Source organism: Actinophytocola xinjiangensis (assembly GCF_001921215.1).
GTDB classification, from domain to species: Bacteria; Actinomycetota; Actinomycetes; order Mycobacteriales; family Pseudonocardiaceae; genus Actinophytocola; species Actinophytocola xinjiangensis.
The window spans coordinates 283,319-304,413 of the sequence record NZ_MSIF01000004.1; the positions used below are offsets into that span (position 1 = coordinate 283,319).

General features: G+C 71.2%; 18 protein-coding genes and 1 tRNA gene. 12 read left to right on the forward strand and 7 right to left on the reverse strand.

Features of this window, described 5'->3' with window-relative positions; genetic code table 11:
* Positions 1-117 precede the first annotated feature (117 nt).
* On the forward strand, positions 118-1,284 hold the full coding sequence (locus tag BLA60_RS11745; protein ID WP_245811940.1) for a L,D-transpeptidase: 1,167 nt from the start codon (positions 118-120) through the stop codon (positions 1,282-1,284).
* Here BLA60_RS11745 and BLA60_RS11750 read toward each other — a convergent pair.
* Together BLA60_RS11750 and BLA60_RS11755 are read right to left on the reverse strand one after the other, a co-directional pair.
* Positions 1,268-2,026, reverse strand: a complete 759-nt coding sequence (locus tag BLA60_RS11750) for a methylated-DNA--[protein]-cysteine S-methyltransferase (protein WP_425427050.1) — start codon at positions 2,024-2,026, stop codon at positions 1,268-1,270. The two genes, BLA60_RS11745 and BLA60_RS11750, sit on opposite strands and share 17 nt — an antisense overlap.
* Positions 2,023-2,514 (reverse strand): RNA polymerase sigma factor, encoded by a 492-nt coding sequence (locus BLA60_RS11755; RefSeq protein ID WP_075133002.1) that lies wholly within the window; start codon positions 2,512-2,514, stop codon positions 2,023-2,025. Before BLA60_RS11755 ends, BLA60_RS11750 begins: the two co-directional genes overlap by 4 nt.
* Here BLA60_RS11755 and BLA60_RS11760 point away from each other — a divergent pair.
* Positions 2,479-3,324, forward strand: coding sequence for an SDR family NAD(P)-dependent oxidoreductase (locus BLA60_RS11760; RefSeq protein ID WP_211288693.1), 846 nt, complete (start codon positions 2,479-2,481; stop codon positions 3,322-3,324). The two genes, BLA60_RS11755 and BLA60_RS11760, sit on opposite strands and share 36 nt — an antisense overlap.
* Positions 3,325-3,944: 620 nt before the next feature.
* Here BLA60_RS11760 and BLA60_RS11765 read toward each other — a convergent pair.
* Positions 3,945-4,020 (reverse strand) — tRNA-His (locus tag BLA60_RS11765).
* 65 nt (positions 4,021-4,085) lie between these two features.
* Positions 4,086-4,691: an oligoribonuclease gene (gene orn, locus BLA60_RS11770; RefSeq protein ID WP_075132846.1), complete on the reverse strand. Its 606-nt coding sequence runs from the start codon at positions 4,689-4,691 to the stop codon at positions 4,086-4,088.
* Positions 4,692-4,746: 55 nt separating this feature from the next.
* Between orn and BLA60_RS11775 the strand changes: the two genes are divergently transcribed.
* On the forward strand, positions 4,747-6,225 hold the full coding sequence (locus BLA60_RS11775; RefSeq protein ID WP_075132847.1) for a glutamate-cysteine ligase family protein: 1,479 nt from the start codon (positions 4,747-4,749) through the stop codon (positions 6,223-6,225).
* A gap of 1 nt (position 6,226) precedes the next feature.
* On the opposite strand, the gene BLA60_RS11780 is transcribed toward BLA60_RS11775, so the two are convergent.
* Positions 6,227-6,439 carry a hypothetical protein gene (locus BLA60_RS11780; RefSeq protein ID WP_075132848.1) on the reverse strand — a complete coding sequence of 71 codons (213 nt, stop codon included), beginning with the start codon at positions 6,437-6,439 and terminating at the stop codon, positions 6,227-6,229.
* A 132-nt stretch (positions 6,440-6,571) separates the two neighbouring features.
* Between BLA60_RS11780 and BLA60_RS11785 the strand changes: the two genes are divergently transcribed.
* The 3 genes from BLA60_RS11785 (at position 6,572) to BLA60_RS11795 (ending at position 10,941) form a co-directional block, all read left to right on the forward strand.
* Positions 6,572-7,789: an NAD(P)/FAD-dependent oxidoreductase gene (locus BLA60_RS11785; RefSeq protein ID WP_075133003.1), complete on the forward strand. Its 1,218-nt coding sequence runs from the start codon at positions 6,572-6,574 to the stop codon at positions 7,787-7,789.
* Between the two features lie 17 nt (positions 7,790-7,806).
* Positions 7,807-8,823 carry a tetratricopeptide repeat protein gene (locus tag BLA60_RS11790; RefSeq protein WP_075132849.1) on the forward strand — a complete coding sequence of 339 codons (1,017 nt, stop codon included), beginning with the start codon at positions 7,807-7,809 and terminating at the stop codon, positions 8,821-8,823.
* 957 nt (positions 8,824-9,780) lie between these two features.
* Positions 9,781-10,941: a lactate 2-monooxygenase gene (locus BLA60_RS11795; RefSeq protein ID WP_075132850.1), complete on the forward strand. Its 1,161-nt coding sequence runs from the start codon at positions 9,781-9,783 to the stop codon at positions 10,939-10,941.
* Here BLA60_RS11795 and BLA60_RS11800 read toward each other — a convergent pair.
* Both BLA60_RS11800 and BLA60_RS11805 read right to left on the reverse strand, forming a co-directional pair.
* The gene (locus BLA60_RS11800) at positions 10,904-11,878 is read right to left on the reverse strand and encodes a threonine ammonia-lyase (RefSeq protein WP_075132851.1); all 975 of its coding nucleotides are present in this window, start codon (positions 11,876-11,878) and stop codon (positions 10,904-10,906) included. The two genes, BLA60_RS11795 and BLA60_RS11800, sit on opposite strands and share 38 nt — an antisense overlap.
* A 15-nt stretch (positions 11,879-11,893) precedes the next feature.
* Entirely contained in the window at positions 11,894-13,567 is a 1,674-nt protein-coding gene (locus BLA60_RS11805; RefSeq protein ID WP_075133004.1) for a bifunctional 3'-5' exonuclease/DNA polymerase, read from the reverse strand.
* A 94-nt stretch (positions 13,568-13,661) separates the two neighbouring features.
* Here BLA60_RS11805 and BLA60_RS11810 point away from each other — a divergent pair, with 94 nt between their 5' ends.
* The 6 genes from BLA60_RS11810 (at position 13,662) to BLA60_RS11835 (ending at position 21,056) form a co-directional block, all read left to right on the forward strand.
* Positions 13,662-15,266, forward strand: a complete 1,605-nt coding sequence (locus BLA60_RS11810) for an acyl-CoA synthetase (RefSeq protein WP_075132852.1) — start codon at positions 13,662-13,664, stop codon at positions 15,264-15,266.
* A 378-nt stretch (positions 15,267-15,644) separates the two neighbouring features.
* Positions 15,645-16,832 carry a S8 family peptidase gene (locus BLA60_RS11815; RefSeq protein ID WP_075132853.1) on the forward strand — a complete coding sequence of 396 codons (1,188 nt, stop codon included), beginning with the start codon at positions 15,645-15,647 and terminating at the stop codon, positions 16,830-16,832.
* A 137-nt stretch (positions 16,833-16,969) separates the two neighbouring features.
* Entirely contained in the window at positions 16,970-18,193 is a 1,224-nt protein-coding gene (locus BLA60_RS11820) for an acyl-CoA dehydrogenase family protein (RefSeq protein ID WP_075132854.1), read from the forward strand.
* 73 nt (positions 18,194-18,266) lie between these two features.
* Positions 18,267-19,331 carry a phosphotransferase family protein gene (locus BLA60_RS11825; protein ID WP_075132855.1) on the forward strand — a complete coding sequence of 355 codons (1,065 nt, stop codon included), beginning with the start codon at positions 18,267-18,269 and terminating at the stop codon, positions 19,329-19,331.
* 1 nt (position 19,332) lies between these two features.
* Positions 19,333-19,995, forward strand: a complete 663-nt coding sequence (locus BLA60_RS11830) for a histidine phosphatase family protein (protein WP_075132856.1) — start codon at positions 19,333-19,335, stop codon at positions 19,993-19,995.
* Positions 19,996-20,030: 35 nt separating this feature from the next.
* Positions 20,031-21,056, forward strand: coding sequence for an SMP-30/gluconolactonase/LRE family protein (locus tag BLA60_RS11835; protein ID WP_084734851.1), 1,026 nt, complete (start codon positions 20,031-20,033; stop codon positions 21,054-21,056).
* Positions 21,057-21,095 lie beyond the last annotated feature (39 nt).

The following is a 21,095-nucleotide window of genomic DNA, read 5'->3' on the forward strand; positions in this document are numbered from 1 at the left end:
CGTGTCCACACGATTGGGGGATCCGGCAGACTAGACCCAGGGTGGTAGGAGCTGGACAAATCTGTGGGGTGGGCAATGGCTGGACGGGGTGAGGGACGTTGGTGGGGAACCGCGGTCGTGGCTTTGGTCACGGTCGCACTGGCCAGTGCGTGCACGAGCGGCACGACGGCCGATCCGGTCGAGCAGGCCGGAGGTGAGCAGACGGCGTCGACCAGGCCCAAACCGCCGGGGACGCCGGTGAAACTGTCGATCTCGCCGGGGAACAAGGCCGCGGACGTCGCTCCGGGCGATCCGATCACGGTCGCCGCCGTGGGTGGGCGGATCACGCAGGTCGCGCTGAAGAACGACGACGGCCGGCCGGTGGCAGGAACGTTGTCACCGGACTCGACGACCTGGCAGGCCGCCGAGCCGCTCGGGTTCGACCGCAGGTACACGGTCAGCGCGAAGGCGGAAGGCTCCGACGGCAAGCCGGCGTCGCTGACCTCGTCGTTCAGGACGATCACGCCGCGGCTGAAGGCCGATCTGTCGATGAACCCGCAGGACGGGCAGACGGTGGGCGTCGGCCAGCCGCTGGCGTTCTACTTCGACGTGGACATCCCGAACAAGCGGGCGGCCGAGCAGGCGATCCAGATCACGACCACGCCGCATGTCACGGGTGCCTTCTACTGGTTCAACGACAGTGAGGTCCACTGGCGACCGAAGGAGTACTGGCCGTCGGGCACCAAGATCTCGGTTCGGGCCACCATCTACGGCAGGAACTTCGGCGGCGGTGTTTTCGGCAACGAGGACCGTGTCGCCAACGTCACTGTCGGTAAGGCGATCACGGCCGTGGCAGACGGCGGCACCCATCAGATGACGGTGGCGATCGACGGCAAGGTCGTCCGGACGATTCCGATCGCGATGGGTAAACCCGGCAACGAGACCCCGTTCGGCACGTATGTCGTGATGAGCGAGCACACGAACTACACAATGGACTCGAGCACCTACGGCGTGCCGGCCGACTCACCGCTCGGCTACCGGACCCATGTCGAGATCGCGACCCGGATGTCCAACAGCGGGATCTTCTACCACTCGGCCCCGTGGTCGGTCGGCGATCAGGGCCACCGCAACGTCAGTCACGGCTGTATCAACATGACCACCGAGAACGCCGCCTGGTTGCAGCGGATCTCCCAGAAGGGCGACATCATCGTCGTCAAGAACTCCGGCGGTCCCAGGCTGGAGTCCTGGGACGGCCTCGGTGACTGGCAGATCCCGTGGCCGGAGTGGGTCAAGGGCAACCGCTGACCATCTCGTTCTCCAGGGTGAGGAGGGTCTGCTTCGCGTCGAGGCCACCGACGTAGCCACCGGGGGTGCCGTCGGAACGCACGACCCGGTGGCAGGGGACGACGACCGGCAACGGGTTGGTGGCACACGCCGTGCCGACCGCCCGAACCGCCTTGGGATTGCCGACCAGATCGGCGACCTCCTTGTAGGAGGCGGTGTGCCCGTACCCGATGTCGGTCAGGTGCTGTTGGACGGCCAGCCGGAACCCTTCGGACAGCGAGTAGTCCTTGGGGACGGTGAACTCACGGAGCTGACCGTCGAAGTACTGGTCCAGCTCCCTGGCGACCGGTTCGAGACGCCGGGGTGAGGACAGCACCCGCGGGCTGATCTTCTCGGCGAGGGTTTCCAGGACGTCGTCGAACCCCTCGCGCTCGAAGGCGACCCGCACGACCCCCTTGGCCGTGGCGGCGAGCAGCAACCGGCCGACCGGACTGTCCACTTCGTGAAAGGCGATGTCGAGCACGCCGCCCCGCTCCGCGCGCGTGGCCAGATCCATCTTCAGCGCCATCAGGTGCCTCGTGAGGTTCTCCTCGACGCTGTCGGTGTACTGGATCTCGCCCGGCGTGCCGTCCGTGCCCTCGTCCCCGCCCGTGCTCTCGTCGTCGGGGTCGGTGTGCGTGTCGGTGTGCGTGGTGTGGTCGGGTTGGTCGTCGGTGTGGCCCCCGAGGTGTCCGTCGGGGGGTGTGTACTGGTCTGCGGTCATCGGGGTGCTCCTTTCGGTGATGTGTCCGTGTGATAGGTCCGGCGCAGGCCTTTGATCCCGTCCGCCGTGGCGCGGCGTACCGCCTCGGCGTTGCTGCCGATCAGTTCCGCCGTCTCGGCGTGCGGCAGCCCACCCAGGTAGTGGTAGGCCACGGCGAGGCGTTGTCGCTCGGGGAGCGCGGCCACCGCGTCCCACAGGCCCTCCGCGTCGGGATGGTCGGCCGGCGCCGGGCCCTCCGGCGGTTCGTCGGTGGGGATCGCCTGTCTGGAGCGCGCCCTGGCCAGGTCGATCGCCTTGCGTTTGGCGACGCGCACCAGCCAGGCCTCGACGTTGGTGTCCTCCGGCAACTCCGGCCACGCGCGCATCGCGGCGAGGAACGTCTCCGACCAGGCGTCGTCAGCGTCCGCCTCGGGCCCGAGCACCGCGCGGCACACTCGCAGCACGGTGGCCCCGTGCTGCTCGACGGCTCGTTCGAATGGCTCCTGCATGTTCATCACACCGTAGACGCGTGGGAGAGGGAGAACGTGAGATCCGAAATCCGGACCTCACGTTTCGGCACCCCCACGCGTCTTCCCACCATGCAGACAGCACTCATCACCGGCGGCAACCGTGGCATCGGCCTGGCGGTCGCCCGCCGCCTCGCCGCCCTCGACCTGACCGTCATCATCGCCGCCCGCCGGGAACAGGACGCCCGGGCCGCCGCCGAGGAGGTGGGCGCCCGCGGCGTCGTCCTGGACGTCACCGTCCCCGCCACGATCCACGCCGCCGCGCGCTGGATCGACGACGAGTTCGGCAGCCTCGACGTCCTGGTCAACAACGCGGGCATCCTCCCGGAGGTCACCAACTCCGAGCCGAAGGAGATCGTCGACCTCGCCATGTTCGAGCGCACGTTCGCCACGAACCTGTTCGGCCCGGTAGCCGTACTGGAAGCGATGCTCCCGCTGTTACGGCGCTCCGCCGGGGGCCGCGTCGTCAACGTCAGCTCGACGATGGGCTCACTCGCCGACCAGACCAACCCGTCGTCGCCGTACTACTCGATGGTCATGCCGGCCTACCAAAGCTCCAAGGCGGCCCTGAACAACATCACGATCGCCCTGGCCAAGCAACTGACCGACACCACCATCAAGGTCACCTCGGTCTGCCCCGGTTTTGTCCGCACCGACCTGACCCCCATCAGCCGCGAACAGGCCCCCACCAGCCCCGAGGAAGCAGCGGAAGTGGTCGTCCAGGCCGCCACCCTCCCCGCCACCGCCGAAACGGGAACGTTCGTCGGAGCGGGAGGCGCGATCGCCTGGTGACCAACCAATTTCGACCCCAAGGAGGTCCTGAAGACGAGTAACCCCACAACCCCGCAGTTCCGCGGCGTCACCACGGACGACGTTGCGGTCCCGATGAGACGCAGCCGCCGTTCGATCCGGAGCGTTCGGCGCTTGCGCTCCATCGACGACGTCCCCCGTCGCGCCCGAGAGACCAGGTCGAGTCGACTGTGGGTGCCAAGCTGAATTCGACCCGCCACAGGGCCGAGACCCCGTCACGTCCATGCCATCGCTGCCAGAACCAGAACCGCCGATCCGAGCCGACCGCGGCCGTTGTGTCTAGGGCGTGGCCACCGCCCGACCAACGGGCCTTCCGCGCGGTGTGGCGGCCATGCGGAGTCTTCGGCTGTGCGAGTGGTGTCACCCGTGGGCGCGGCGGCTGTGCGGGTGGTGTCGCTCGTGGGCGCGGCGGCTGGGTGGGCGGGTCGACTGTGCGGCTGGTCGGCGGCTGGTCGGCGCTGCGATGTGACGGCGGAGCGCTGTGACTGTGACCCGAGACAGAAAGGAAGATGTGTGCGAGATCACAAAGCTCACCTGGGGGACACTGCTGGTTCCCGTGGGGGATACGGCCTGCCCCGTACCCCCTCTGACCTGCGAAAACTTGGGGTGAGTGACGGGACTTGAACCCGCGACATCCTGGACCACAACCAGGTGCTCTACCAGCTGAGCTACACCCACCATCACCGCCAAGGTCTGGCGGCGGACATCATCGTAACGCGTGCCCCGGCGGGGCTCGCAATCGGTTACTTGTCGTTGTTGACCAGGGCTTCGGCGGCGGCCTTGGCCTGGTCGCTGGTGGGGCCGGGCAGCGGGACGAAAACCGTGCTCCGGTAGTAGCGCAGTTCGCGGATCGACTCGCGGATGTCGGCCAGGGCCCGGTGGGTGAGGCCCTTGTCGGGCTGGGCGTAGTACACCCTCGGGTACCAGCGGCGGGACAGCTCCTTGACGGACGACACGTCGACCATCCGGTAGTGCAGGTGCGCGTCCAGGGCCGGCATGTCCCGGGCGATGTACCCGCGGTCCGTGGCGATCGAGTTCCCGCACAGTGGCGCCGTGCGGGCCTCGGGGACGTGCCGGCGCACATAGTCCAGCACCTGTTTCTCGGCGTCCTCCAGAGTGACCGTCGACTGGCGGACGGCCTCGGTCAGGCCGGACCTGGCATGCATGTCCCGCACGACATCGGGCATCCCGTCCAGGACGTCGTCCTCGGCGTGGATGACCACGTCCAGGCCGTCGTCGAGGATGGTGAGTTCGGAGTCGGTGACGAGGACGGCGATCTCGATCAGGGCATCTTTGCCCAGGTCGAGGCCGGTCATCTCGCAGTCAATCCAGACCAGGTTGTCCGTCACCCGAGGGAGCTTAGCCCGCTACGCTTGTTTGATCTCGGAACCGGAGGCGAGGCCGATGGGCAAGGATGTCGAGCGGACCGAGTTCACCCGTGCCGACCGGCAGCGGTTCCGGCAGAAGGTCCGGCAGTGCCTGGACGTGTTCGCCCAGATGCTGTCCGAGTCACGGTTCGATACCGAACGGCCGATGACCGGGCTCGAGGTCGAACTCAACCTGGTCGACGCCGCCGGTGAGCCGGCCATGCGCAACTCCGACGTCCTCGCGGCCATCGCCGACCCGGCCTTCCAGACCGAGCTCGGGCGGTTCAACATCGAGATCAACCTCTCGCCCCGGCCGCTCGGGCCCGCCGGGCTCGCCGACTTCGAGTCCAGCCTGCGCGCCAGCCTCAACGCCGCCGAGCACAAGGCCGAGCTGTCCGGCTCGAACATCGTCATGATCGGGATCCTGCCCACCCTCCAGGACGAGCACATGGGCCCCGACACCCTCTCCGAGAACCAGCGCTACAAGCTGCTCGACCAGCAGATCTTCGCTGCCCGGGGCGAGAACCTGGAGATCGACATCGCCGGGCGGGAGCGGTTGACCACCCAGGCCGACACGATCGCCCCGGAAAGCGCCTGCACCAGCGTCCAGTACCACCTGCAGGTCGCGCCGGACACCTTCGACCGCTACTGGAACGCCAGCCAGGCCATCGCCGGCGTGCAGGTCGCGGTCGGCGCCAACTCGCCCTACCTGTACGGCAAACAGCTGTGGGCGGAGAGCCGGATCATCCTGTTCGAGCAGAGCACCGACACCCGCTCCGAGGAACTCAAGGCCCAGGGCGTGCGGCCGAGGGTCTGGTTCGGCGACCGGTGGATCACCTCGATCTTCGACCTGTTCGAGGAGAACGTCCGCTACTACTCGGCGCTGCTGCCGCTCAGCGACGACGAGGACCCGGCCGAGGTGCTCGCCAGCGGCGGAACTCCGTCGCTGTCCGAGCTTCGGCTGCACAACGGCACCGTCTACCGGTGGAACCGGCCCATCTACGACGTCGTCGACGGGCGGCCGCACGTGCGGGTGGAGAACCGGGTGCTGCCCGCCGGGCCGACCGTCGTGGACGTGATGGCCAACGCGGCGCTCTACTTCGGGCTGGTCAGGGCGCTCGCCGACCAAGATCGTCCACTGTGGACACAAATGAGCTTCTCGGCCGCGGAGGAGAACTTCCACGCCGCGGCGCGGGAGGGAATCGGGGCGCGGGTGTACTGGCCGGGCATCGGCGAGGTGCCGGTCAACGAACTGGTGCTGCGCCGGCTGCTGCCCCTGGCCCACGACGGCCTCGACGCCTGGGGCGTCGACCCGGCCGACCGCGACCGGTTGCTGGGCGTCATCGAACAGCGCTGTATCAGCGGTCGAAACGGCGCGACCTGGCAGGTCGACACCGTGCACGCGCTCGAGCAGACCACCTCGGTCAGCCGCGGGCAGGCACTGCGCGAGATGACCCGTCGCTACGCCACCCACATGCACAGCAACGAACCCGTCCACACCTGGCCAGGGGTGTGACCTATCCGCCCTCGACCACCGAGGCGTCGAGCACGGCGTCGCGCAGGGCGGCACGCAACCGGCCGACGTCCAGTGGCGCGAGCACCGCTGTCTCACCCGGCGGCGCGACCAGCACGACCCGTCCCTGTCGGACGAACACCGTGAGGTCCCGGCGCCGCCCGGCGACGTCGCGACACGTGATCGACCACTCCTTGTGGTTGTCCACTATCCCCATCCTCGGACCGTTACTGAACTACGCCAACGCTGGCGCCGTATACCCATGGGACGTGTCGGCGCAGCCTACGTGACGGCGGTTCGTCCACCTTCGTTCAGAACCAGGCAATACTCTCGAAAGGGTGTGATCACCATGGCCGATCCGACCCGTATCGTGATCATCGGCACCGGGCTCGCCGGTGCGACGGCGGCCGGCGAACTGCGTGCCCAGGGCTACTCAGGGCAGCTGGTCCTGCTGGGCCAGGACACCCACCGGCCCTACGAGCTGCCGGCCCTGTCCAAGGGCATTCTCCTGGGCGAGGCCACCGACCCGGACTGGGTGCACGACGAGTCCTTCTACGCCGAGCGCGACATCGACCTGCGCCTGTCGACCGTGGTCAGCTCGGTCGGCGACCACGAGGTCGTCGAGGCCGGCGGCACCCGCCACCCGTTCGACCGGCTGCTGCTGGCCACCGGCTCCACCCCGCGCCGCCTGGAACAACTCCCCGGCGCCGGGCTCGCCGGCCTGCGCACGCTGCGCACCCTCGACGACTCCCGCGCGCTGCGCGCCGAACTGACCGCCGGCACCCGCGTCGTGATCGTCGGCGGCGGCTGGATCGGGTGCGAGGTCGCGGCAGCCGCCCGGTCCCACGGCGCCGAGGTCACCGTGATCGACCCGGTGTCGCTGCCGCTGCGCGGCGTGCTCGGCGACACCGTCGCCGGCGTGTTCCGCGACCTGCACACCGAACACGGCGTCACCTGGCGGCTCGGGACCGGCGTCACCGGGTTCACCGGCGAGAGCACCGTCACCGGCGTCAGCCTGGACGACGGCACCACCCTGCCCGCCGACCTGGTGCTGCTCGCCGTCGGCGCGGCGCCGAGGGTCGAGCTGGCGCGGGCGATGGGACTGGACCTCGCCGAGGGCGGTGTCGCCGTCGACGCCGGCCTGCGCACCTCGGCGCCGGACGTGTACGCCGTGGGCGACCTCGCCGCCCACGACCACCCGCGCCACCCGGGCCGGCTGCGGATCGAACACTGGGCCAACGCCAAGGACCAGGGCGCGCACGTGGCCCGCAACCTGCTCGGCGCGCACGACCCGTACACCGCGAGCCCGTACTTCTTCTCCGACCAGTACGACCTGGGCATGGAGTTCCGCGGCCTGGCCGACCCGGCCACCGACGAACTCGTCGTGCGCGGCGACCTCGCCGCCCGCGAGTTCATCGCGTTCTGGCTGCGCGACGGCGCCGTCCGCGCGGCGATGAACGTGAACCTGTGGGACGACGGCGAGGCGCTGGGCGCGCTGGTCGACAACGGTGTCCGGGTGGAACCGGCCAAGCTCGTTGCGGGCGACCTCGCCAGCATGATGGGGTAGCTCCGGGGAGGATCACGATGGTGGGGACGATCGAATCCGTGCTGGTCCGGGCGGACGAGCTGGCCGCCCAGGGGCGCCAGCACTCGGCGATCGCGATGCTGGTCGCCGCCCTCGACCGGTTCCCGGAGCACGCGGCGGCGTGGTGCCGGCTCGCGGCCGCCCATCTCGAGGCCGGCGATCCCGACGAGTCGCTCGCCGCGGCCACACGCGCGATGGTGCTCGGCGAGTGGTCGTGGGCGCACCGGCTGGCCAGTCTCGCGCTGGTCGAGTTGGGCCGCCACGACGAGGCCGTGGTGTCCGCGCGCGAGGCCGTGCGCCGCGACGCCGCCGACTGGCGCTGCCACGTGACGCTGGCCGAGGCGCTGGCCCACGACACGCCGGCGGACGCGGTCCGCTCGGCCGGCGTGGCGGTGTCCCTCGCCCCGGACGAGGCCCGCGCGCACGAGATTCTCGGCGACACCGCGACCCTGGCGCACGACTGGCGCGTGGCCGAGGCCGCCTACACCGAGGCCAGCCGGCTCGACCAGGACAACGAGGAGATCGCGGTCAAACTGGCCACGATCGCCGCCCGGCCACCGGGCGACCCGCGCCGGGTCACCCGCCCGACCGTCCGGTTGGGCACCGCCCGGTTCGGCCGGATCGAGCGGGTGGCGTCGCTGATGCTGGTGCGGCGGATCGGGGCGTGGCTGGCGGTCGGCGCGCTGGCGCTGGTGATCGCCGGAGCGCCGGCGCCGAGCCGTTCGCTGGCGTGGCTCGGGCTGGGCGTCGTGGCGTTCGTGGCATTGTTGGCCTGGCGCGGGTGGCGGGAGCTGCCGGTGCGGGTGCCACTGTCCGAACTGTCCACACGGGAGCCAGCGGTGACGGTGTCGGCCGCGTTCGCGGCAGTGTCGGTACTGTCGATTCTCGGGTGGATTGTGTTGCTGGTGCTGGGATCGGGGTCTCGGGCGGCGTTGCTGACGGCGCTCGGTGGCGGGTCGGTCGCAGCCGCAAACAGTTGGATCGGACTGTGGCGGATCTGGCGTGCCAGGGACTAGGGTGCGCGAATTGGCGCGGGGATAGGGGAAGATCGTGGTTCGGATCGGTGGTTTGCTCACCTTCTTTGGGCTCGGTTCGGTGCTGTTGTACTCGTTCGACATGCAGTTCCGAATCCTCGAATGGGCCGAGCCCATGCAGCCCTGGCTCGGGGTGGTCCTCGGACTCGTGGGGGTCGCCTTACTCGGCGTGAAGTTCCTCGGCGGGGCCGCCAGCGAGGCGCCGGCCGCCCAGCCCGGGCCTGGCGGGCAGCCGATCGCGCCGCCGCCGGGCGGGTACGCCCCACCGCCCACCGTCCAACGCGGCCAGGGTTTCCCGCCGGGGCAAGGGTTTGCTCCCGGCGGTGGGTTCGGTGGGCCTGGCCAGCAGACGCCGATGACACCCGGGCAGCCGTTCGCGCAGCCGGGGTCCGCAAGGCCGGCGCCGATGGGCCCGGGTCCGCTGGCGCAACCGGGTTCGTTGCCGCAGCCGGGTTCCCAGGGCGGGCCGGGTTCGCAGCCGCCGGTCGGGTCGCCGCACTCGCCGGCGCAGCCGGGGATGCCACAGTCGCAGTCGTCGTCGCAGCCGCCCCCACCCGCGGGTTCGCCGGCCGGGTGGAGCGCCTGGGTGGAGGCGGGCCCGGGATCCCAGGGCGGAACGGGATCGCCGGCAGGGCCGGGTTCACCGGCTCAGGCGGGTCCAGGGCCGGCAGGTCCGGGAATGCCGGGCGCGCAGGCGGGTGCGCAGACCGGTCCGGGACCCCAGGCCGGGCCGCGTGCGCCGGCGGGCTCGGGCGCCGAAGGCCGGGCACGGGGACAGTCGATGCCGGGGGAGCCGGTGTTGGGGCGCCCGCAGTTCGCGCCGCAGGTCGCGGCTGTGCCGCGGGGGCGTAACCAGCAGGGGCCGCCTCCGGGGGTGCCGCAGTTTCCGCCTCGGCAGATGGGGCCCGGGGATTCCCTCGGACCCCAGGGAGAAGCGGGATGACCAACCTGGGTGGTTATCAGAACGAGATTTATCTGCAGGGGCTCGGGGGGCAGCTGCCGATCTTCACCACTGACGCCACCGCGCTGGAGGCCGTCGCGCGGGAGCGGTTCGAGAGCGGGCCGTTCGGTTACGTCGAGGGTGGGGCCGGCAGCGGGGCCACGGTTCTGGCCAATCGGGAGGCCTTCGACCGGTGGCGGATCGTTCCCCGGATGTTGACCGACGCCACCCAGCGCGACCTGTCGACCACGGTTCTGGGAACGTCGATGGTGGCACCGGTGATGCTCGGGCCCGTCGGGGTCCAGTCGATCGTGCATGCGGACGGCGAACTGGCCACGGCCAGGGCGGCGGCCTCGCTCGGCGTGCCGATGGTGCTGTCCACCGCCTCGTCGCACACCATCGAAGAGGTTGCTGAGTCCAATGGGGACGGTCAGCGGTGGTTCCAGCTGTACTGGCCCAACGACAACGAGGTGACCGTCAGCATCCTGTCGCGGGCCAAGGCGGCCGGGTTCTCGGTGCTGGTCGTCACGCTGGACACGTGGACGCTGGCGTGGCGCACCCGTGACCTCGACGGCGCCTACCTGCCGTTCATCCGGGGCATCGGGACGGCGATCCCGTTCTCCGACCCGGCCTTCCGCGCCGGGCTGGCCGCGACCCCGGAGGACGACCCGACGGCGGCGATCCTGCACTGGATTCCGATGTTCACCGGCACCGACAAGCGGTGGGACCAGCTGCCGTTCCTGCGTGAGCACTGGGACGGGCCGATCGTCCTCAAGGGCATCCAGCACGTGGACGACGCCCGTCGCGCCGGGGACGCCGGGATGGACGGGATCGTGGTGTCCAACCACGGTGGGCGGCAGGTCGACGGCGCCGTCGGCTCACTCGACGTGCTGCCGGAGATCGCCGCGGCCGTCGGCGACCGGATGGCCGTGCTGTTCGACTCCGGGATCCGGACCGGGGCCGACGTGGTGAAGGCGTTGGCGTTGGGGGCCCGCGCCGTGCTGCTCGGGCGGCCCTACGTGTACGGGCTGGGGCTGGGCGGCGAGGACGGGGTCCGGCACGTCGTGCGGAGCCTGCTGGCCGACCTCGACCTCACCGTGGGGCTGTCGGGGCATCGGACCGTCACCGAACTGGACTCCGGGGTGCTTCGGCGCGGGTGAGCCAGTCCCGGTAGGCGGGGACGTCGACGTTGCTGCCGCAGATGATGGTGACCACGTGCCTGCCCGCGAACCGGGCGGGCGCCTCGAGCACCGCCGCCACGCCCAGTGCCGCCGACGGTTCCACGATCAGGCCGGCGTGGTCGTGCAGCAGGCGCATCGCCGTGATGATCGACGACTCCTCCACCAGCACCGCGTCGTCGATGGTGGAGCGGAGATCGTCCAGGACCTCCGGGATGGGCAGGCGGCCGGCCACGCCGTCGGCGATCGTGTCGGTGGTGGGCGTGGTGATCACCCGGCCGGCCCGCCAGGACAGCGTCATCGCCGGGGCGCCGGCCGGTTGGACGCAGACGACCTCGGCCTCGGTGAGGGTCTTCACCACGTGGCCGACGCCGGTGGCCATCGCGCCACCGCCCAGCGCGATCAGCACCGTGTCGAACGCGTGCCCGACCAACTCCAGGCCGATCGTGCCCGCGCCCTCACAGGTTTCCAGGTCCTGGCTGTCCTCCACCAGCCGCGCGCCGGACTCGTGCGCGATCTCGGCGGCGCGGGCCCTGGCCTCGTCGAAGTCGCCGGGGACCACGTGCAGGGTGGCGCCCAGGGCGCGGATCCGGTCGAGTTTCGTGGCGGGGGCCGACCGGGAGGCCACCACCGTCACCGACAGTCCCCTGGCGCGGGCGGACCAGGCCAGGGCCTGGCCCAGGTTGCCGGCGCTGGCGCACACCAGCCGGCCGCCGGCCGCGACCTGGTCCGTCACCAGTTCCGTTCCGCGGCCCTTGAAGCTGCGGACCGGGTTCGCCGTCTCCAGCTTGATGCTCAGGACACAGCCGAGCACCGGCTCCAGGGCCTCACAGCGGTAGAGGGGCGTGTCGCGGAAGATCGGGTCGATCACGTCCTGAGCCGCTCGGATCCGGGCCAGGTCCAGACGTGTGGTGTCCACAGCGGACGAGCGTAGTCACTTGGCGTCGGCGTAGGTGGTCACCGTGGTGACCTGCAGGGGGAAGTGGACGGACGTGTCGGGGAAGACCAGCGTGGTGGCTTCCTCGGCGGCGGCGGTGATGGCCTCGGTCACCGCCTCGGCCTCGGCGGTCGGGCAGTGGACCATGACCTCGTCGTGCTGGAAGAACACCAGGTGGGCCCGCGCGCCGGACAGGTGGCGGCGGAGGGTGGCCAGCAGGGTCAGCGCCCAGTCCGACGCACTGGCCTGGACGACGAAGTTGCGGGTGAAGCGGCCCCACTCGCGGGCGGCCTGGCGGGAGCGGCGTTCGGCGCCCTCGTCGGTGGCCGACGCGCCGGTCAGGTTGCGCCAGGCCTCGCTCGGCGGCGGGCTGGTGCGGCCCAGCCGGGAGCGGACCATTCGGCCCTCCTCGCCGGCCCGCGCGGCGCGTTCGACGTAGTCGACCGCCTGGGGAAAGCGTTTGCGCAGGGTGGCGAGCAGGGCAGCGGCGCCCCCGGCGGTGCCGCCGTACATCGCGGAGAGCATGGCGATCTTGGCGTGGTCGCGGTCGCCGTCGAACGCCTCGGCGGCCAGCCGGGCGTAGAGGTCGACGCCGGTGGACACCGAGGCCAGGCCCTGGTCGCCGGACAGCGCCGCCAGGACGCGGGGTTCCAGCTGGGCGGCGTCGGCCACGACCAGCGACCAGCCGGGGTCGGCGCGCACGGCGGTGCGCAGCGCCTTGGGCAGCTGCAACGCGGCGCCGCCCCGGGTGGCCCAGCGGCCGGAGACCACGCCGCCGACGACGTACTCGGGGCGGAACCGGCCCTCGCGCACCCACGAGTCCAGCCACGTCCAGCCGTTGGCCACCCACAGCCTGGCCAGCTCCTTGTAGCGCAGCAACGGTTCCACGGCCGGATGGTCGATCTCGCGCAGCACGTGGGCCCTGGTCGACGCGACGTCGATGCCGGCCCGGCCGAACGCGCGCACCACGCTCGCCGGGTTGTCCGGGTTGACCTGGCGGCTCTCCGGTGCCCCGGTCAGGCCGAACGCGGCGGTGATCTCCTCCGCCAGGCCGGCCAGCACCGCCGGGCGCACCCCGGGCGGCGTGCGCGGGCCCAGCAGCCGCGTGAGCAGGTCGTCGTGCACGTCGGCGCGCCACGGCAGGCCGTGGTGGCGCATCTCGGCGGCGGCCAGGGCTCCGGCGGACTCGGCGGCGACCAGCAGGCGCAGGCCTGGTGCCTGCGCGAGGCGCCGCAGCTGGTCGTCGTGGACGGCGGTGGCGGCGGTCAGTTGGTCGGTGCCGGCGGGGTGGCGGTCGCGGTCCGGTTCGAACAGGGTCGGCTGCTCGTCGCGGGTCGTCGGGGGCGGGTCGTCGGGTTCGGGCAGGCCGCGCAGCCTGGCCCAGGCGGCGGCCAGGTTGCGCGGGCGGGCGGGGGTGCCGGTGTGGGCCAGCAGGATGGCCTCGGCCAGCCGCAGGTCGTGGCAGCGGGCCAGGCGCACGCCGGCGGCCAGCAGGTCGGGGTAGAGCGCCTCGGCCGAGGGCAGTACCCAGCGGGGTGCGTGCTCGGCCTCCGTGGCGGCCATCCAGGAGGCCAGGTCGGGCACACTGGTGTCGACGCCGGACGGGAGCACGCGTACCCGGCCGGCACCGTCGGCCTCCGGCGACACCACGACAACCTGCACGACCTGCATGTTCGGCATTGTGCGCGCTCGCACCGACAGTTCGGCGGTGGACCGTTAGTTAACTCTCCAGTAGGTTCAGGGGCAGCCGACGAGGAGGTCACGGGTGACTCGGGTCAGGCACGCGCTCACGCAGGTTCCGGTACTGGTCCGCGGGCTCAACGTCATCCGCCGGTCGGGCCTGGTGCCCGTCACCCGCCCCGACCAGGCACTGCTCTCGCTGGTGCGGCTGCGCCAGCTCGGCCCGATCGCCGGCGCGGCCAGGATCGCCGCCGGCCGCGACAGCACCGCCGTCGGCCTGGTCGACGAACGCGGCCCGCTCACCTACGCCGAACTCGACACCCGGTCCAACGCGCTGGCCAGGGTGTTCGCCAACCACGGGCTCGGGCCGGACTCGGTGATCGCCCTGCTGGCCCGCGACCACCGGGGCGCGGTGCTCACCATGATCGCCGCCAGCAAGCTCGGCGCGCGGCTGCTGCTGATGAACACCGGGTTCGCCCGCCCGCAGTTCGTCGACGTCGCCCGGCGCGAAGGCGTCTCGGCGGTCGTGCACGACCAGGAGTTCACCCGACTGGTGGACGCCATCGACGTGCCCACCTTCCTGTCCTGGGCCGACGAGCCGGGCACCGGGCGGACCCTGGAGGAGCTGGTCGACGGGGTCGACGACGGCAGGCTGCCCAACCCGCGCCGGCCCGGCGGACTGGTCCTGCTGACCAGCGGCACCACCGGCACCCCCAAGGGCGCGCCGCGCCAGGTCAGGTCGCCGCTGGCGATCGCGCAGTTCCTCGACCGGGTCCCGCTGCGCGTCGGCGAGGCGACGATGCTGGCGGCGCCGCTGTTCCACGGGACCGGCCTGTCGCAGTTCCTGCTCTCCTTCGGGCTGGGGTCCACGGTCGTGATGCGCCGCCGGTTCGACCCGGAGGAGACGCTGCGTGCGATCCAGGACAACCGGGTCACCGCGCTGGTGGTGGTGCCGACGATGCTGCGCCGCATCCTCGACCTCGGGCCCGAGGTGCTGGCCCGCTACGACACCTCCAGCCTGCGGATCGTGTTCACCGCCGGCTCCGCGCTGCCGCCGGAGCTGGGCAACCGGGCGACCGAGGCGTTCGGCGAGGTCGTGCACAACCTGTACGGGTCGACCGAGGTCGCGGTGGCGACGGTGGCCACGCCCCAGGACTGGCGGGAGGCGCCGGGCACGGTCGGGCGCCCGCCGGTCGGCTGCACGGTCGCGCTCTACGACGACCAGGACCGCCGGATCACCGTGCCGAACGTGGTCGCGCGGGTGTTCGTCGGCAGCGTGCTGGCCTTCGAGGGCTACACCGACGGGCGGCACAAGGACGTCCTCGACGGGCTGCTCGCCACCGGCGACCTCGGCCACCTCGACGAGCGGGGCCTGCTGTTCATCGACGGCCGGGACGACGACATGATCGTCTCCGGTGGCGAGAACGTCTTCCCCGGCGAGATCGAGAACCTGCTGCTGGAGCACGAGGCGGTGGCCGAGGCGGCGGTGACCGGGGTGCCCGACGAGGAGTTCGGCCAGCGGCTCAAGGCCCACGTGGTGCTGCGCCAGGGCGCGAGCCTGGACGTGGAGGGGGTGCGCGAGCACGTGCGGGCCAACCTCGCCCGGTACAAGGTGCCGCGCGAGGTGGTCTTCGTCGAGGAGCTGCCGCGCAACGCCACCGGCAAACTGCTGCGCGAGCGGTTGCCCTGATATCACACATATTTTTCCCGAGCAAGACCCCATAGTTGGGGATCGGGGTGAATAACAGGCGGAACTCGAATCGTCGATATTCGAATTCTATTCTTCCGTCGAATAAACCCGACCTGTGCGGAAATACGGAACAGTGTTCGACGTTTTCCCTGGTCAACCCTGGGGTGAATCGATTCGCCGGATAATCAGGGGCTGGTCACCGGCGAGTGCGCCGCTGGGCCGGACGCAGTAGGGCGATTGGGCCGGTCAGCCCAGTAAGGGTAAGTGGCAAGCATTGCCCGAAGTTCAATCGAAAGTGTTGCATGAGTTTGGGCAACGGGCATTGTTCCACTAATGCGGTCGCCCACTTCGTCGGGGACAAGAAAGGGCAGCAACGTCATGACGCGCAATCGTCGGGGCCGGCTCATCGCCGGTGTGGGGCTCGCGGCAGCGGCGGTGGTCGTCACCACCGTCGTCGCGATTCCCGCGCAGGCACAGGAAGGCACGATCAGGCTGGCGGACACCGAAGCCGCCGTGGCCGACAGCTACATCGTGGTGCTCAAGGACGAGCTGAGGACCACGGTGTCCAGTCAGGCCACCACCCTGGCCGCCGAGTACGGCGCCCAGGTCGAGTTCACCTACACCACCGCCCTGCAGGGGTTCGCGGTCGCCGCGTCGGCCGAGGAGGCCAAGCGGTTGGCCGCGGACGACTCGGTGGCCTACGTCCAGCAGAACCAGCGGTTCACCATCAGCGACACCCAGGAGAACCCGCCGTCGTGGGGCCTGGACCGCATCGACCAGCGTGACCTGCCGCTGGACGAGTCCTACACCTACGCCACCACCGGCGCGGGCGTCACCGCCTACGTCATCGACACCGGCGTGATGATCGACCACCCGACCTTCGAGGGCCGGGCTACCGGCGGCTTCGACGCCATCGACGGTGACGACGACCCGGCCGACGGCCACGGTCACGGCACGCACGTCGCCGGCACGGTCGGCGGCGCCGAGTACGGCGTGGCCAAGGGTGCCGACATCGTCGCCGTCCGGGTGCTCGACGACAACGGCTCCGGCACGACCGCGCAGGTCGCGGCGGGCATCGACTGGGTGGCGCAGAACGCCGAGGGTCCGTCGGTGGCCAACATGAGCCTCGGTGGCCCGGTCGACGACGTCCTGGACGCCGCGACCCAGGGCGCCATCGACGCCGGCATCACCTTCGCCGTGGCGGCCGGCAACTCCTCGGCCGACGCGTCGGGCTTCTCGCCGGCCAGGGTCGAGGACGCGATCACCGTCGCCGCCTCCGACGACGGCGACGCGCAGGCCTACTTCTCCAACTTCGGCTCGCTGGTCGACCTGTACGCGCCGGGCGTGGACATCACCTCGTCCTGGAACGACGGCGGCACCGACACCATCAGCGGCACGTCGATGGCCTCGCCGCACGTGGCGGGCGCGGCGGCGCTCTACCTGGAGGCCAACCCGGACGCCACCCCGGCGGACGTGTCGGCCGGCCTGGTCGAGGCCGCGTCGCCGGACAAGATCACCGACCCCACCGGTGACACGCCCAACCTCCTGCTCTACGTGGGCGAGTAAGCACCCCTGCGCGAGGCCCCCGCACCGCTGGCGTGGTGCGGGGGCCTTGTGCGCGCAGCCCAGTTCTGGGTCCGGTGATGGTGAGCTGGGTCCTGTTGGGGGCTCGCACCGGGGCTGTGGTGGCCTAGTGTGCTGGGGTGGACTTCTCGCACTCGGCCACGGCGGCCGACTACCTGGCGCGTGTCGGCGACTTCATCAGCGCGCGGATCGAGCCCGTCGAGGCCGACTACCACCGAGCGTTGCGGGACAGCGGTGATCCCTGGGTGGTGTTGCCGGTCATCGACGAGCTCAAGGACAAGGCCCGCTCCCAGGGCCTGTGGAACCTGTTCCTGCCCGAGCGGGAGCACGGCGGCGCCGGTCTGTCCAATGTGGAGTACGCGCCGCTGGCCGAGCTGATGGGCCGTTCGGCGATCGCGCCGGTGGTGTTCAACTGCAACGCCCCGGACACCGGCAACGCCGAGGTGCTGGTCAGGTACGGCAGCCAGGACCAGCAGCGGCAGTGGCTGGAACCGTTGCTGCGTGGGGAGATCCGCTCGGCGTTCTGCATGACCGAGCCGGCCGTGGCGTCCTCGGACGCCACCAACATGGCGGCCACGGCCACCGTCGACGGGGACCAGATCGTCCTCAACGGACGGAAGTGGTGGAGTACCGGTGTCGGCCACCCGCAGTGCGCGTTCGTGATCTTCATGGGTCTGACCGACCCGGAGGCGCACCGCTACCAGCAGCACTCGATGGTGCTGGTGCCGATGGACGCGCCGGGCGTGCGGGTGGAGCGGATGCTGTCGGTGTTCGGCCACCAGGACGAGCCGTTCGGGCACGGCGAGGTCAGCTTCACGGATGTGCGGCTGCCGCTCTCGGCGGTGATCGCCGGGCCGGGGCGCGGGTTCGAGATCGCCCAGGGCCGGTTGGGGCCGGGGCGCATCCACCACTGCATGCGGCTGATCGGGCTGGCCGAGCGGGCGCTGGAACTGGCGTGCACGCGGGCGAGCGAGCGGGTCGCGTTCGGCAAGCCGCTGGCCAACCTTGGCGGGAACCGGGAGCGGATCGCGCGGGCCAGGATCGCCATCAACCAGGCGCGGCTGCTGGTGCTGCACACCGCGTGGCTGCTGGACACCCAGGGGCTGGCGGGGGCGCGCAGCGAGGTCTCGCAGATCAAGGTCGCGGTGCCGGCGATGGCTCTGGACGTGATCGACATGGCCATCCAGCTGCACGGCGCGGCCGGCCTGTCCGAGGACTTCCCGTTGGCCGCCGCCTACTCCGGCGCCCGGTCGCTGCGGCTGGCCGACGGCCCGGACGAGGTGCACCTGAACCTGGTCGCCCGCCAGGAGCTGGCTGGCTACCTGCCCGGGAAGTCGTCGTGAGCGGAGCTTGCGGAGCGAACCATTCAGCACAGGGCGACCGCGAGCGGCGTCACCGAGCCTGCGAGGGGGCGTCGTGAGTGGTCTGACTGACCAGCCTGGGGTTGTCCGGGACGAGGACGCGTTCGACACCGTCGCCGTCGCCGCCTGGCTGGGTTCCACTGTGGACGGTCTGGGGGAGTTGACCGAGGTTCGCCAGTACCCCGGTGGCGCGTCGAACCTCACCTACCTGCTGCGCTTCGCCGGCACCGGCCGGGAGCTGATCCTGCGCCGTCCGCCGGCCGGGCACAAGGCGCGCTCGGCGCACGACATGCGGCGCGAGTACCGGGTCCAGCGCCAGCTGCGGCCGGTGTACCCGTACGTGCCGAACGTGCTGGCGCTGTGTGAGGACCTGGCCGTGCTCGGCTCGGACTTCTACGTCATGGAGCGCCTGGAGGGCATCATCCTGCGCGGGGACCTGCCCGACGGGCTGACGCTGGCGCCCGAGCGGGCCCGTGAGCTGGCCTTCCGGGTGTTCGACCGGCTGATCGAGCTGCACGAGGTCGACCCGGAGGTCGCCGGCCTGACCGACCTCGGCAAGGGCGCGGGCTACGTCGAGCGTCAGGTGCTTGGCTGGAACGACCGCTACACCCTGGCCCGCACCGACGACTCGCCGGACTGCTCGGAGGTGATGGCCTGGCTGGCCGCCAACCGGCCGGACGACGTGCGGATCTGCGTGATCCACAACGACTTCCGGTTCGACAACGTGGTGCTCGACGGTTCGTCCACATTGGACGTCGTTGGGGTGCTGGACTGGGAGATGGCCACTCTCGGGGACCCGCTGATGGACCTGGCCGGCAGCGTGGCCTACTGGGTCCAGGGTGACGACGACGAGACCGCGCAGCTGCTGCGCCGCCAGCCGTCGCACCTGCCCGGCATGCCGACCAGAGCCGAACTGGTCGACCACTACTGCTCGCGGATGGGCCTGTCCACGGCGAACTGGACCTTCTACGAGGTCTTCGGCCAGTTCCGGCTGGCGGTGATCATGCAGCAGATCTACTACCGCTACCGCGCCGGCCAGACCCACAACCCGGCCTTCCAGCACTTCGGCCGGTTCGTCGACTACCTCCACCAGCGCTGCCGCGCGGCGATCGGCCGCTGAGGTGGCCGTCGTCTACCTGCTGCGCCACGGCCAGGCCAGCTTCGGCTCGGCCGACTACGACGTGCTGTCGGCGACCGGTGAGCTCCAGGCCAAGGTCCTCGGCGAGGAACTGCGCCGCCGGGAGGTGCGGGTGGCCTCGGTCTGGTCGGGCACCCTGCGCCGCCAGGTCGCCACCGCCACCACCTGCCTGCCGGCCGCCGGCGCCGACCTGGAGGTTCGCCGCGACGAGCGGTGGAACGAGTACGACCACCTCGGGCTGGTGCCGGAGGGCCAGCTGACCGACCCGTCCGACGTCGCCGCGTCGGCACGCCGGTTCCAGGCCGCCCTCGACGACGCCCTGTCGCGGTGGCTGGCCGGCGACGGCCCGGCCGGTACCGGCACCTGGGAACGATTCAGCAGCGGTGCGCTGGCGGCCGTCGGTGAGGCCGTCGACGGGCTGCCCACGGGTGGCGCGGCGCTGGTGTTCACCTCGGCCGGGGTGATCAGCGCGGTGTGCGCGCGGCTGCTCGGCCTGCCGCCGGCCGGGTTCCTCGCGCTCAACCGCACCATGGCCAACGCCTCGATCACCAAGCTGGTCAGCGGTCGTTCCGGGCTGAACCTGCTGTCCTACAACGAGCACGGGCACTTCGAGGGCCGCCACCGGGACCTGCTGACCTACCGGTAGTTGCCGGCCGGCCGGTGGTGGAGTAGGCAGGGCTGATGCGACGTCCCAGCATCGACCCGGTCACCTGGCGCCCGCCCAGGACACCCAGGTCCGCCCGGCCGGCCAGGAACAGCCTGCCGGACCTGGAGGTCCTGCACGTCAACGGGCTGGGCCCGGAGGACGTCCTGGTCGACAAGGGACACCTGTTCACCGGGGTCGAGGACGGCCGCGTGCTGCGGCTGACCCCCGACGGCCGGCGGCTGGACATCATCGCCGACACCGGCGGCCGGCCGCTGGGCATCGAGCGCTACCCGGACGGCCGGCTGCTGGTCTGCGACGCAGCGCGCGGGCTGCTGCTGGTCGACCGGGTCAGCGGCGGGATCGAGGTGCTCGTCGAGCGCGGCCCCGGCCTGCGGGTGTGCAACAACGCCGCGGTCGCCGCCGACGGCACGGTCTACTTCACCGATTCCACCAGCCGGTTCGACCTGGAGCACTGGCAGGCCGACCTGCTAGAACACCGGGGGACGGGCCGGCTGCTGCGCCGCGACCCCGACGGCACGGTGGACACCGTGCTCGACGGGCTGCACTTCGCCAACGGGGTGGCGCTCGCGCCGGACGAGTCGGCCGTGGTCGTCGCGCAGACCGGGGCCTACCGGCTGGACCGGGTGCCGCTGACCGGCGAGCGGCAGGGCGTGGCCGAGGTGCTCGTCGACGGGCTGCCCGGCTTCCCGGACAACATCTCCACCGGCTCGGACGGTCTGCTGTGGATCGCCGTGGCCAGCCCCCGGCTGGCGGTGCTCGACCTGGTCAGCCGGCTGCACCCGGTGCTGCGCAAGGCCGCGTGGGCGCTGCCGGAGCCGTTGCGGGTCAAGGAGAAGCGGGTGGTGTGGGTGCGTGCGGTGGACGGCGTGACCGGGCGCACGGTGCACGACTTCCACGGCACCCGGCCCGATTACCACATGGTGACCGGGGTTCGGGAGAGTTCGGGAAGGGTGTATCTGGGCAGCCTCCAGCAACGCTCGATCGCCCGGTTCACGCTGCCGGGAAGGGCCCCGGTTGGCAGCGACCGGACAGCCGGGTAACGCTATTTCCCGAGGTGAACGGTCGTGAACCGCGCACGG

Bases quoted from the DNA above. Each gene is read 5' to 3' on its own strand.
- BLA60_RS11775 (WP_075132847.1), top strand. From the start codon at position 4,747: ATGGGCAAGGATGTCGAGCGGACCGAGTTCACCCGTGCCGACCGGCAG.
- BLA60_RS11795 (WP_075132850.1), top strand. From the start codon at position 9,781: ATGACCAACCTGGGTGGTTATCAGAACGAGATTTATCTGCAGGGGCTC.
- BLA60_RS11805 (WP_075133004.1), bottom strand. From the start codon at position 13,567: ATGCAGGTCGTGCAGGTTGTCGTGGTGTCGCCGGAGGCCGACGGTGCC.
- BLA60_RS11755 (WP_075133002.1), bottom strand. From the start codon at position 2,514: ATGCAGGAGCCATTCGAACGAGCCGTCGAGCAGCACGGGGCCACCGTG.
- BLA60_RS11780 (WP_075132848.1), bottom strand. From the start codon at position 6,439: ATGGGGATAGTGGACAACCACAAGGAGTGGTCGATCACGTGTCGCGAC.
- BLA60_RS11750 (WP_425427050.1), bottom strand. From the start codon at position 2,026: ATGACCGCAGACCAGTACACACCCCCCGACGGACACCTCGGGGGCCAC.
- BLA60_RS11835 (WP_084734851.1), top strand. From the start codon at position 20,031: ATGCGACGTCCCAGCATCGACCCGGTCACCTGGCGCCCGCCCAGGACA.
- BLA60_RS11815 (WP_075132853.1), top strand. From the start codon at position 15,645: ATGACGCGCAATCGTCGGGGCCGGCTCATCGCCGGTGTGGGGCTCGCG.
- BLA60_RS11785 (WP_075133003.1), top strand. From the start codon at position 6,572: ATGGCCGATCCGACCCGTATCGTGATCATCGGCACCGGGCTCGCCGGT.
- BLA60_RS11790 (WP_075132849.1), top strand. From the start codon at position 7,807: ATGGTGGGGACGATCGAATCCGTGCTGGTCCGGGCGGACGAGCTGGCC.